The organism is Phocaeicola intestinalis, from assembly GCF_014837065.1.
GTDB classification, from domain to species: Bacteria; Bacteroidota; Bacteroidia; order Bacteroidales; family Bacteroidaceae; genus Phocaeicola; species Phocaeicola intestinalis.
In genome coordinates, this window is the sequence record NZ_JACSPP010000030.1 from 1 (window position 1) to 12,091 (window position 12,091).

The following is a 12,091-nucleotide window of genomic DNA, read 5'->3' on the forward strand; positions in this document are numbered from 1 at the left end:
CAGGCCGTTAAGGATTTCTTCGACAATATCGGAAACTATAAAGAAGAGTTGGAGTCACTTCTGACTCTTAAATTCCGGTTGTCTAATTCGCAAACCATTTCTTTTTGACTATAACAACCATCCAGAATGTCCGTCTTTCTGATTACCGAAAGAGGATGGCGGACATTCTTTACACATCATGCTTATGAAACATTTCTTATTCTACTTGATTACATTAACCGTATGCTTGCCGTTCGCTTCGTGCAGCGATGAGTTTGCGGAATTGCCGTATGCATACGATGAAATCAGTTACAGACGTGGTTATGACCTTGACATACCTTTAGATACCGTGGTTTATATCGAAAGTCAAGCCGAATTTGACCAACTGTTTGCTGATGAAGAGACAAAGCCCGAAGCAAGCGTACCGTTCTCAGAGGGTGTGCTGGCGGTGGTAAAGGGTATAGCTAATGGAGGAATTGTGGATTTACAAAAAAATCTGATTCAATCGGATGACGGTTATCACTTGTCTATCCGGATTCAAACAGACTTCACAGATGTTATGGAGCCTTGGTATGTCGCCTACGTCATTCCAAAAGAATATGCAGGCAAAGTCGATTTGGATATAGAATACTACCTCACCACAGATTACACGGATTTAAATAATTAAAAATGAATATCCTTTTCCCCACCAGACATCATCCTTTTATGGTTTCCATATCAAAACCGTACGTTCTCCAATTGAAAACCGTACGTTCTCGATATGGAAACCGTACGGTTTTCACTTGGAGAACATAAAAAGAAGACAACTTGGAACAGATACTGAACCGTTCAATCATATATTGGTTCGTATCTGCCAAGCAAACTTATTAGAAAAAACAACCTCTCAGAATTTCACCGTCAGCTTCTCCCCTTCGTATGTCACTTGTTTTTCCTGTCTGTCGCCCGCATAGCGGATGATGCGCAGGGGACGGACAGCTTTCATCTCTGGGAACGAACCTTCACGGGGATGGATGGTCAGTTCGCCCTTCGCTTCGTCCCATTCCATACGGACGAGCGCATACGCACCCTGCTCGTAAGCATAGTCTATGCCATTATCTTCGTAAACGGTATAAGCGGCATCGGCTCCGGCATATATCCGGACGGTCCAGCCGGCATCGGCAGCCTCACGGGTAGTCTGCGGCTTGCCCGAAGCCAATGGCAGAATGGTTCCAGCCTTGACGAAAACCGGAATTTGTTCCAGTGTGACCGGCACGGTCTCCCAAGTCCCGTTCCCAGCGGTTTTCGCACCGGTCCAGAAGTCATACCATCCGCCTTGCACATGCGGCAGGTACACCTCCCAACGGTTCTTGCCCGGCTCTACCACCGGGGCTACCAGCAGCGAAGGTCCGAACATGTATTCGTATTTCTGCGCCAAGGCAAGCGAATCGCCGGCAAAGTCCATCACTAACGGACGCATCAGGGTTCCTCCCCCGTAATGGGTGCGTGCGGCCTCCGAATAAATATAAGGGAACAGGCTATAACGGGTGTCCAACGCCCGACGGGCAAGAGCGACCACCTCCTCGCCATAATTCCAGAACTCGGTATCCGACTGATAACCGTGCACACGGGTCAAGGGCAGGAATACGCCCGCCTGCAGCCAGCGCAGGAAACATTCGTGGTAAGCCGGATCGGTGTACTGGCTTTGCCCGGGACGGAAGAAACCGCCTGCATCGTATGTCCACCAAGGCTGTCCCGACACCACCATGCCCAGACCGCCCACAATCTGCCGGCGAAGCGTTTCCCAATCATGCCCCACATCGCCCGACCAAGTTGCCGTGGCATACCGTTGCATGCCGGGAAAACCGCTTCGCGTCAACAGCATCACCCGCCGGTCGGGCATCTCACGGCGTGACCCTTCGTATACGGTACGGTTCACCAGCAGCGGATAGACATTGCGGTACACCTCGCCCGGCACTGTCTGGTTCCACACCTTCCGCCCCAGCAAGTCGTCGTTCTCCGGCTCCGTCGCATCCAGCCACCAGGCATCTATCCCGTAAGGTTTCAAAAGACGTTTGTTGAAGTTCTCCCAATAATAAGCCGCTGCATCGGGATTGAAGAAGTCAATCCACGAAGTCTGCGGAATGTAATAGCCCTTGCCCTGCATCAGTTTGCCCACCTCCGATGCCGGGTCTATCTTCGACCATACCGAAAGCATCAGGCGGGCATCCAATGCATGCACATCGTCCACCAGTTTCTTGGGGTCGGGATAACCGGATTCATCGAAACGCATGGCATTCCAGCCATACTTTCCCCAGTATTGCCAATCCTGCACGATGACGTCCATCGGCAAACTATCGTTACGGAAGCGTGTAGCGGTCTGAACTATTTCATCCTGACCGTGGAAACGTTCCCGACAATGAATATAGCCCAGTGCCCATCGAGGCATCATCGGGACCTCACCTGTCACCCGACGGTATGCCGCAATCACCTCATCAGCTTTTCCGGCAAACACGGTATAGTCAACAGCCTCTGCTACAGGCGAACGGAACACGGTTTCATCTGTTACTTTCCGGTAATACACTTTCGGCCGGTCTTCTTTTTCCAATTCGGCTTCCACCGGATACACTCCAGCCTCCAATTCGACAATGGCAGAAGTCGTAGGAGGCAACCACAGATTCTTCATATCGAATACGGTCTGATTGCCTATCTTCAAGTGATGCCTGCGTGCCATGGTCTGCCCCACATCAAGCATCACGGCGTAGCGCCCAGACTCGCGAATAATCAGTGACGAAGTAAAAACGAACCGCTCACGCACCTCCTGCTTTCCTCCCTCAGCAGAAGTCACATCTACCGTCTCGGCATCACCGCTTGAAACCGTACGCGTCAACGTAATCAAGCTGTCTGCAGGATTGAATTCGGTCAAGCCGTAATTGTTCCACAAGATGCCGTAACCTTTATCCGACAACACGAAAGGAACCGCTATCTGGGTATTGACCTGTGTAAGCCGGCGCGAAAGTCCCCGCACATTCAGTTGCCCGTCCTGAAATTGTCCCAGTCCGAAAAGATTTTCATCAGCAGGCGAATAAAAACACTGAGCGGCACACCTGGTAGGTTCTCCCTGTACCGATGAAGCCACCAGTTGCCGCTCTTTTTCCTGCAATATCGGTTTCCCTTCTGGCGTAAAATAAGCAAGCGTTCCTTTTTCCTTGTCTATCCGTACCACCAGTCCGGGCAAACCCAACGTAATTTCTTCACCGGTTTCCTTCACCGACCAGGCCGGCTTGTCATTCCCCACATACACCCAATCGGGCAACACAGGCTCCTGACGCACATATTTCACACGTACGGCATTGTCTGCCAACGGATAAAGTCGGATTTCCCCTTCCGATAACACCACAGTCAAACTATCCTCTGCCTGCCGGTACGAACGGACAGATTGCGCCCATCCCAGCGTAAAACACAGGCAAACGAACAATACCCAACAAATTCTTTTCTTCATCATGCTATAACTTTTTTTGGATTACAGCTCCTAAGTTAAGACATCTATCTGAAAAGCAAAAGAAACGAAGGGCAGAAAAAACCGTATTATCATCCGATGGCACTCTTTCCATACCGTCTCACATACACCGAGATGCACCCCAGCCCCAGAAGCACGATGAAGACACCTACCAGCGACGGATAACGGTAACCCATACCGGCGTCTATCGGCAATCCGCCCAGATAGGCACCCACGGCATTGCCCAGGTTGAAAGCGATCTGTACGCACGCCGCGCCCATCATCTCCGAGCCGCGCGAGTTCTGCAAAAGCAATAATTGCTGGGGAGGAGAGACCGCAAAGAGGCAAGCCGTGCAGACAAACATCAGGATGACGGACAGGTACGGATTGCGGGTAAAGAAGAAGATGCCCAGCAATGACAATACCATCACCATCTGCGTGACACGGATTACCGGAGCCAGCCCGTAAAGGTCGCCGCACTTGCCTCCCACCAGATTACCGATGGTCATGCCCAATCCGGCAAGCATCATCACGGCGGTCATCGAATGGGGCGAGAAACCTGCTTCGTGAATCATCTGCGGTGTGACATAGCTGAACCAGCAGAAGATGCCCCCGTTGCCGAACATTGTAGTCAGGATAATCAGCCACGGAGCCAGCCGCTTCAGGAAACGGAACTGACCTTTCAATCCCACGTCGGGCAGAGCGGGCATATACGGAATCCAACGCCAAATCAGATAGAATATCAAGACTCCCCAAAGGGCATTGAACACGAAAGGAAAGCGCCACGAAAACAGGTTACTCAACAACGTGCCGAAAGGAACCCCGAAGAGGTTGGCAATGGTCATCCCCGCTATCATCAACGCTACCGCCTGCGAAGCTTTTCCTTTATCCGCCACCCGTTCCGCCACGATGGAACCTACGCCGAAGAATGCCCCGTGAGGCAATCCCGAAACGAAGCGCATCAGGAGCAACATCCAATAATTCACCGACATCGAAGCGAACAGATTCCCTACGATGTAAATCATTGCCAGTCCCAACAATATCTGCTTCAACGGACGGGTACGTGCCACCACTACGGTCAACGGAGCACCTACGCACACCCCAATGGCGTATGCCGAAATAAAGTGTCCTGCCTGCGGAATAGAAATGCCCAAATCATGGGCCACATTGGGCAGAATGCCCATCATTACAAACTCGGCAATTCCTAAGCCCAGCGTGCCGGAAGCCAATGCCATCAAACTTTTCTTCATACAGATTATCCTGATTGTGTTTTTCCACCACAGATTACACAGATTTTATAATTGATTTAATCTGTGTAATCTGTGGTGAATATTCAAAACGGATGCAAAGGTAAAGGAAATTCATCAAACATAAACGGCTGGGAACACAAAGCATACGCATTTTTTGACATACATCAACAGCAAGGCACAACAAGCTCAAAACACCGGACGATATGCACGCAACTCCTTGCGCAATGCCAGTGCACGCCCTTCCGTCATCCGGTCGAGCAACTCCCAGAAGCGGGGACCGTGGTTCATCTCGCGGGTGTGTGCCAGTTCGTGCAATACCACGTAATCCATCAGATGCGCCGGGAGCAGCATCAGGTAATACGACAGGCTGATATGACGTTCCGACGAGCAACTTCCCCACCGGGAGCGTGCCTTGGTAATCTTCACCGTCCGATACGACAATCCGTACCGTTCTGCCCAACATGCCACCAACGGAGGCAGATACTCTTCCGCCCGTTTCTTCAAGGCACGGGCTATGGCATTCCGCACCAACGTCTGTACCCGTTTGTCCGAAAAGTCAGTATCTTCGGGACAACAAATCTTTACTCCCTCTTCGGCGGAGCGCACGGTGAAATGCTTCAGCCGGCTGGGTTCGAGCCACAACCGGAAGCACTCCGCCTCCAGCCTATAATCCCAATCGAAAGGCTTGGGAGACACATCTGCCTTCAACTTCAGCAAGCGCTCACGGAAAGGGCGGATTACGTCGAGCAACGCTTTCACGCTCCGGAAAGGAGGCGTGGTGACATGCAGCCCGTCTTCTTTCATCCGCATCGTGACATTGCGCACCGTACGGCGGGTCACGATGAATATCTGCCCGAAATCGGCATCACTTACAATTTGTTTCTTAGCTATCATAACGGCAGCAAAGGTATAAAAAAATGAAGATATACTTAACTTTGCCATTTCAGTTATCTTCACAGGCAGTTTCAGTCAATTGAAACTGCCTGTGAAGATATCTCCGTTTTGCAGATTATCCTCAATGACGGAGAGGATTATCTGCAGCTGGACATTCGCGCAAACTGTTCGGGAATCCCGAAGACGTACGTGCAGGGAACGGTGCTCTGCAAAAATTAGTAAAAATTAGATGCGTTTGCCCTGTTAGACGGGGAGAGAGATTTGGCAGGTTGGCAGAGATTCCCTATCTTTGCAAGACTTAACAAAATCGAACCGTATGATACAATCAATGACCGGATACGGCAAAGCGACCGTAACATTCGGAGACAAAAAAATAAACGTTGAAATCAAATCTCTCAACAGCAAGGCACTTGACCTGTCGACACGCATCGCCCCACTCTACCGCGAAAAGGAAATGGAAATACGCAACCGCATTGCCAAAACATTGGAACGGGGAAAAGTAGACTTTTCTATCTGGATAGAGAAAGATGCCGGCGAAACAGCTACACCCATCAATGCTGCACTGGTAGAAAACTATTACAAACAAATTTCTTCCATTGCCGAAACGTATCACATACCGGTACCTAACGACTGGTTTGCCACGCTATTGCGCATGCCCGATGTCCTGACACGGGTGGAAGTGCAGGAACTGGCAGACGAAGAATGGGAAGCAGCCAGCCAAGCCATCGACGAAGCCCTGCAACACCTGACAGACTTCCGTAAACAGGAAGGAGCCGCACTGGAAAAGAAATTCATCGAGAAAGTGAACAACATCGAACGTCTCTTGCACACGCTGGAAAACTATGAAAAGGAACGGGTGAACAAAATACGCGAACGCATCACCGATGCACTGGAAAAGACGGTCAAAGTGGACTACGACAAGAACCGGCTGGAACAGGAACTGATATATTACATTGAAAAGCTGGACATCAACGAAGAAAAACAACGTCTTGCCAATCACCTGAACTATTTCCGTGAAACGCTTGCCGGCGGACACGGACAGGGCAAGAAACTGGGATTCATCGCCCAGGAAATGGGCCGCGAAATCAATACCACCGGAAGCAAGTCAAACCACGCACAGATGCAGAACATCGTGGTGCAGATGAAAGACGAGCTGGAACAAATCAAGGAACAAGTGTTGAACGTAATGTAAAAAGCAAGTTGACAAGGTAACAAGTTGACGAGTTGACAAGGCTTTAAATGCCATTAAGTAAAACTATTCAGAACCTTGTCAACTTGTCACCCTGTTACCTTGTCAACTAAAAAAGAATAAAAACATGAACGGAAAACTTATCATATTCTCAGCACCCTCAGGCTCGGGTAAATCGACCATTATCAACTACCTGCTGAAACAAGACCTGAACCTGCAATTTTCCATCTCCGCTACCAGCCGCCCGCCACGCGGAACCGAACAGAACGGAGTGGAATACTTCTTTCTCACACCGGAAGAATTCAAACGACGCATTGCCAACGGTGAATTCGTAGAATACGAAGAGGTATATCCCGACCGGTTCTATGGCACCTTGAAATCGCAAGTGGAAAAACAGCTTACCGAAGGCCAGAACATCATCTTCGATGTGGATGTGGTAGGAGGATGCAACATCAAGCAGTTCTACGGAGAACGTGCCTTGTCGGTATTCATCCAGCCTCCTTCAATAGACGAACTGCGCAAACGTCTGGAAGGACGTGGCACCGACTCACCCGAAACGATAGAAAGCCGGATAGCCAAAGCCAGTTTCGAACTAAGTTATGCACCCAAGTTCGACCTAGTCATCGTAAACGACAATCTGGAGGCAGCCGAAACCCAAGCCTTGGAAGCTATCCGGAAATTCTTGGCACAATAAAATAAATCTCTTTTACCACGGAAGAATTTAATGATTAAGAAGCTGTTTTAAATTTAGCGCCCAAAGCACACACGAAAACGGATACATCAATTTTTGGAGAAATTCAAAACAGCTTCTTCTTAAGAGTTAAAAGACTTCTATAGTGAGTTTAAACTAAAGCTCAAACATTATGCCTAAAGACCCGAAAAAACTCCTGAGTATCCTAATGATTGTAGCTATCGTGATAGCATTGGCAGCTCTTGCCGTAGGCATCGTAGCTCTTGCCAAACAGCAGTACATCATTGCCGCAGCCATGCTTCTTGTAGCCGTATGGCAAGTAGTAAACTTTTTCAAATGGAAAAAACTCGTATAAAGACCGGACTGTTCGGAGGGACATTCAATCCCATTCATATCGGGCACCTGGCACTTGCCAATTATTTGTGCGAATATGAAGACCTGGATGAGGTATGGTTTCTGGTAACACCACAAAACCCATTCAAGAAAGGTGATCATCTGCTGGACGACTATATCCGGCTGGAAATGGTAGAAGCCGCCATAGCCGGATATCCACATTTCCGTGCTTCCGACTTCGAGTTCGGACTGCCTCGCCCGTCATATACGGTCGATACGCTACGACAACTTGCCAGAACTTATCCCGAACGGGACTTTATCCTCATCATCGGGGCAGACAACTGGGCTAAGTTTGCCCAGTGGCGTGCCCCCGAAGAAATCCTGCGCAACCACTCCATCAGAGTTTATCCGCGCCGTGGATACGACCTGACAATTCCTGCCTCGTACACACAAGTCAAGGCGGTAGAAACGCCCCTACTCGAAATCAGCTCCACCTTCATCCGTCAAGCACTTGCTGAAGGAAGGGATATCCGTTATTTCGTACATCCGGAAGTATACCGCATTATTCAAGAGAAACATCTGTATCAATCTTCTAACCAACCATAAACATATGAAAAAAGCAATATTGCCTATATGGATAATGGCGGCTCTCCTGATAGCCTCATCGCCAGCTGAAGCCAAAATATTCAAGAAGAAGGCAAAAAAAGCACAAACTGAAAAAGTAGAGAAACCGGCTCCTCAAAACGGACTGAAACCTTACAGCCAAGTCATCACCGACAAAGCCAGGAGCACACACGGATTTCTGACCGTACACAAGGTAGCTAACAATTATTTCATTGAAATCCCCGACTCCATGCTCGGGCGCGACATTCTGATAGTAAACCGCATCAGCAAAGCGCCTGCCTCGCGCCAGAAATCACGCGTGGGTTATCCGGGCGACATCATAGGAAGCAAGGTCGTACGTTTCGAGACTGGTACGGAAAACAACCTGCTGGTACGCGAAATATCCTATCGCGAACGTTCCGCAGACAAAGAAGGAATGTACCAGTCGGTACTAAACTCGAACATCCAGCCCATCGTGGCAAGCTTCAAGCTGGAAAGTGTACGCAAAGATTCGCTTCACCGAAGTTATGTATTCAACATCGGAACATACTTGAAGAAAGAAAACCCGCTCTTCACTTTTGAAAAAGGCGACAAAGACTATATCGGCTTGCAGGCTCTCAACGCCGAAGCTTCGTATGTAGACACGCTGAAAGCCTTCCCGCAAAACATCGAGATAAGCAATGTAATGACTTATAGCCGCAAAAAAGCCGAAGGAGCCGGTTTCCTGGAAACTGGAAGTTCGGACATTCCACTTACCTATGAACTGAACAGCTCATTGGTGCTCCTGCCCGAAACACCGATGAAATCACGCCTGTTCGATCCGCGTGTGGGATATTTCACCGTACGTTATACCGATTTCGACTCAAACCCACAAGGCATCGAATACAAACAACTCATCACGCGCTGGCGACTGGAACCGAAAGATGAAGCCGCTTATCTGCGCGGCGAACTGGTAGAGCCGAAGAAACCCATTGTCATTTACATCGACCCTGCCACACCGAAGAAATGGGTACCTTATCTGATACAAGGGGTAAACGACTGGCAGGTTGCATTCGAAAAAGCTGGATTCAAAAACGCCATCTATGCCCAAGAAGCCCCCACCGATGACCCTTCATGGAGTCTGGAAGATGCCCGCCATTCAGCCATCGTTTACAAACCTTCGGACATCCCTAATGCCAGCGGACCGCACATCAATGACCCGCGTACCGGAGAAATTCTGGAGACACACATCAATTGGTATCATAATGTTATGAGCCTCTTGCGCAACTGGTATATGATTCAGGCAGGAACCATTGATGAAGCTACCCGGAAAATGCAGTTCGATGATGAACTGATGGGCCAACTCATCCGCTTTGTTTCTTCACACGAAGTAGGGCATACCCTCGGACTACGCCACAACTTCGGTTCTTCGCACACCGTTCCGGTAGAAAAACTCCGCGACAAGGCATGGGTGGAAGCTAACGGACATACACCTTCCATCATGGACTATGCACGCTTCAACTACGTAGCACAACCTGAAGACAGCATCACACGAAAGGGTATTTTTCCACGTATCGGTATATACGACAAATGGGCAATCGAATGGGGCTACCGCTGGCTTCCCCGGTTTAAGACTCCCGAAGAAGAAACAGATTACTCCAACAGCTCCATCATCGCCAAGCTGAACGAAGACATACGTTATACTTTTGGCACGGAATCAGACCCTAATGACCCTCGAAATCAAAGTGAAGACTTGGGAGACGACTCAATGCTGGCAAGTGCATACGGTATCAAAAATCTGAAACGGATTGTACCGCAAATAGAAAAATGGAGTCATGAACCCAATAAATCGTATGCCGGTGCCGCTGAAATCTATACACAAGTAATCAACCAGCTGGCACGCTATATGGGACACGTGGCAAAAAACGTGGCAGGAATCTATTCTACTCCCATCACCGTAGAACAGACCAATGCCGTAGCACGCGAGTTCGTACCTGCCGACATCCAACGGCGTGCCGTAGCTTTCCTTAACGAACAGCTCTTTACCACACCCACATGGCTTATCGACCGTGACTTGATAGCTAAAGCGCGCATCTTGCCTGTCAACGCTATCTGCTCGCTCCAATCAAATATCCTTGCCCGTCTGCTCAACAAGAACACGTTCGACAAGATGAGCGAAAACGAAGCCTTGAACGGCAAACAGGCATACACCGCTTCGCAACTTTTCGCCGACCTGCACACGACTATTTGGAACAATCCGTCGCGTTCGGATATTTTCCGCCGGAATATGCAAAAAGCCTACATAAAAGATTTAATAGGACTTTTAGACAAAGCACAAGAAGAAGCAGCCGAAAAAGCGAACCGCCGCCTGAGTTACTCGGAATCTCCGGCTATTGCCCGCGGAGAACTTATCGCCTTGCAACGTATTGTGAAAAGCGCAGCCGCCCAAACGACCGGCATTGCCAAGAGTCATTACGAAAACCTGCAGGCACTGATAGAAGACGCGTTGTCGAATAAATGAGATTATGAATACCGCAAAATGCCAATGGGATGAAAAGGAGTTAAAAGGAGTTATGCTCGCTTCGCTCACAGGAGTTAAAGGACAATCGTTCTGTTAGGATTTCCATTATTCTAACTCCCTTTAACTCCCTGGAATAATTCCTTATTGGTAAAATGCGGACATTCATATAAATGATTATCTACCATAAAGAGTCGGAGATACACCCATAATATGAAACAAGCTATGAACGAAGATGTAAAACCCAACTCACTTCAAGCCTGGATACTGGCTGCACGTCCCAAGACCCTGACGGCAGCATCCATCCCGGTGATGATAGGATGTGCCTTGGCAGAAGCACACGGACATTTTCAGGCTACTCCAGCCATTCTGTGTTTCCTGTTTGCCTTCCTGATGCAAATAGATGCCAACTTCATCAACGATTTATACGATTTTCTGAAAGGAAGCGACCGCGAAGACCGTCTTGGACCGGAACGTGCCTGTGCACAAGGCTGGATAACGCCTCAAAACATGAAGAAAGGCATCCTCCTCACCACTGCACTGGCAGCCCTGTGCGGACTTTGCCTGCTTTACTATAGCGGATGGGAGATGATTCCGGTGGGCATTGCCTGTCTGGTGTTCGCTTACCTCTATACCACCCTGGCCTACCACGGATGGGGCGATATACTGGTACTGGTGTTTTTTGGCTTCGTGCCTGTAGGATGCACATATTATGTAATGGCACACACGTGGAACGGCTCTGTCACCATCGCTTCACTAGCCTGTGGACTGGTGATAGACACCCTGCTGATGGTAAATAATTTCCGCGACCGCGAACAAGATGCCATCAGTGGCAAGCGCACGCTGGTAGTCCGCTTCGGAGCAAAAACAGGACTTATCGTCTATTTCCTATTGGGGCTGACAGCCTGCTGGCTTTGCTTTTATTTTGTTGGTCAAGGAAAACTATGGGCAAGCATCCTACCCGAGCTCTACCTGCTGATACACATCCTTACCACAGTCCGTATGGCACGCATCGGCAAAGGCAAGGCTCTGAACGCTATTTTAGGTGAAACTTCCCGCAACATGTTTTTCTTCGGCATCCTGCTCTCTGCCGGTTTGCTGCTCTGATTTTCAAGGCATCGAAGTATAGTTGGCAAGGTGACAAGGTTTTTGTTTCACTTACGACCCCAACACGAAGACA

The 12,091-nt window shown here is 49.2% G+C and carries 10 protein-coding genes; 7 read left to right on the forward strand and 3 right to left on the reverse strand.

The genetic code is table 11. The features are described 5' to 3' along the window. Nucleotides 1-184: 184 nt before the first annotated feature. Nucleotides 185-646, forward strand: a complete 462-nt coding sequence (locus H9625_RS10210; RefSeq protein ID WP_191764223.1) for a hypothetical protein — start codon at nucleotides 185-187, stop codon at nucleotides 644-646. Between the two features lie 216 nt (nucleotides 647-862). Here the strand turns inward: H9625_RS10210 and H9625_RS10215 are convergent, their stop codons facing one another. From H9625_RS10215 to H9625_RS10225, 3 genes are all read right to left on the reverse strand, one after another. Further along, complete coding sequence (locus H9625_RS10215; RefSeq protein ID WP_225226398.1) at nucleotides 863-3,460, reverse strand: glycoside hydrolase family 31 protein; 2,598 nt, start codon at nucleotides 3,458-3,460, stop codon at nucleotides 863-865. An 86-nt stretch (nucleotides 3,461-3,546) separates the two neighbouring features. Then, on the reverse strand, nucleotides 3,547-4,704 hold the full coding sequence (gene araJ, locus H9625_RS10220; RefSeq protein WP_022039805.1) for an MFS transporter AraJ: 1,158 nt from the start codon (nucleotides 4,702-4,704) through the stop codon (nucleotides 3,547-3,549). A gap of 186 nt (nucleotides 4,705-4,890) precedes the next feature. After that, on the reverse strand, nucleotides 4,891-5,595 hold the full coding sequence (locus H9625_RS10225; RefSeq protein WP_041584458.1) for a M48 family metallopeptidase: 705 nt from the start codon (nucleotides 5,593-5,595) through the stop codon (nucleotides 4,891-4,893). A 319-nt stretch (nucleotides 5,596-5,914) separates the two neighbouring features. Here H9625_RS10225 and H9625_RS10230 point away from each other — a divergent pair, with 319 nt between their 5' ends. The 6 genes from H9625_RS10230 (at nucleotide 5,915) to menA (ending at nucleotide 12,018) form a co-directional block, all read left to right on the forward strand. Further along, nucleotides 5,915-6,790 (forward strand): YicC/YloC family endoribonuclease, encoded by an 876-nt coding sequence (locus tag H9625_RS10230; RefSeq protein WP_022039803.1) that lies wholly within the window; start codon nucleotides 5,915-5,917, stop codon nucleotides 6,788-6,790. A gap of 124 nt (nucleotides 6,791-6,914) precedes the next feature. Continuing rightward, nucleotides 6,915-7,481, forward strand: coding sequence for a guanylate kinase (gmk, locus tag H9625_RS10235; protein ID WP_191764225.1), 567 nt, complete (start codon nucleotides 6,915-6,917; stop codon nucleotides 7,479-7,481). Nucleotides 7,482-7,650: 169 nt separating this feature from the next. Continuing rightward, nucleotides 7,651-7,833 carry a hypothetical protein gene (locus tag H9625_RS10240; RefSeq protein ID WP_022039801.1) on the forward strand — a complete coding sequence of 61 codons (183 nt, stop codon included), beginning with the start codon at nucleotides 7,651-7,653 and terminating at the stop codon, nucleotides 7,831-7,833. Next, nucleotides 7,815-8,417: a nicotinate-nucleotide adenylyltransferase gene (gene nadD / locus H9625_RS10245; RefSeq protein ID WP_022039800.1), complete on the forward strand. Its 603-nt coding sequence runs from the start codon at nucleotides 7,815-7,817 to the stop codon at nucleotides 8,415-8,417. Before H9625_RS10240 ends, nadD begins: the two co-directional genes overlap by 19 nt. A 4-nt stretch (nucleotides 8,418-8,421) precedes the next feature. Further along, nucleotides 8,422-10,914: a zinc-dependent metalloprotease gene (locus H9625_RS10250; protein WP_191764227.1), complete on the forward strand. Its 2,493-nt coding sequence runs from the start codon at nucleotides 8,422-8,424 to the stop codon at nucleotides 10,912-10,914. Between the two features lie 210 nt (nucleotides 10,915-11,124). Further along, the gene (menA, locus tag H9625_RS10255; protein WP_394354932.1) at nucleotides 11,125-12,018 is read left to right on the forward strand and encodes a 1,4-dihydroxy-2-naphthoate octaprenyltransferase; all 894 of its coding nucleotides are present in this window, start codon (nucleotides 11,125-11,127) and stop codon (nucleotides 12,016-12,018) included. Nucleotides 12,019-12,091 lie beyond the last annotated feature (73 nt).

Excerpts from the sequence above, each read along its gene's own strand:
- H9625_RS10210 (WP_191764223.1), top strand. The coding sequence starts at position 185 with ATGAAACATTTCTTATTCTACTTGATTACATTAACCGTATGCTTGCCG.
- H9625_RS10215 (WP_225226398.1), bottom strand. The coding sequence starts at position 3,460 with ATGATGAAGAAAAGAATTTGTTGGGTATTGTTCGTTTGCCTGTGTTTT.
- araJ (WP_022039805.1), bottom strand. The coding sequence starts at position 4,704 with ATGAAGAAAAGTTTGATGGCATTGGCTTCCGGCACGCTGGGCTTAGGA.
- H9625_RS10230 (WP_022039803.1), top strand. The coding sequence starts at position 5,915 with ATGATACAATCAATGACCGGATACGGCAAAGCGACCGTAACATTCGGA.
- gmk (WP_191764225.1), top strand. The coding sequence starts at position 6,915 with ATGAACGGAAAACTTATCATATTCTCAGCACCCTCAGGCTCGGGTAAA.
- H9625_RS10240 (WP_022039801.1), top strand. The coding sequence starts at position 7,651 with ATGCCTAAAGACCCGAAAAAACTCCTGAGTATCCTAATGATTGTAGCT.
- nadD (WP_022039800.1), top strand. The coding sequence starts at position 7,815 with ATGGAAAAAACTCGTATAAAGACCGGACTGTTCGGAGGGACATTCAAT.
- H9625_RS10250 (WP_191764227.1), top strand. The coding sequence starts at position 8,422 with ATGAAAAAAGCAATATTGCCTATATGGATAATGGCGGCTCTCCTGATA.
- menA (WP_394354932.1), top strand. The coding sequence starts at position 11,125 with ATGAAACAAGCTATGAACGAAGATGTAAAACCCAACTCACTTCAAGCC.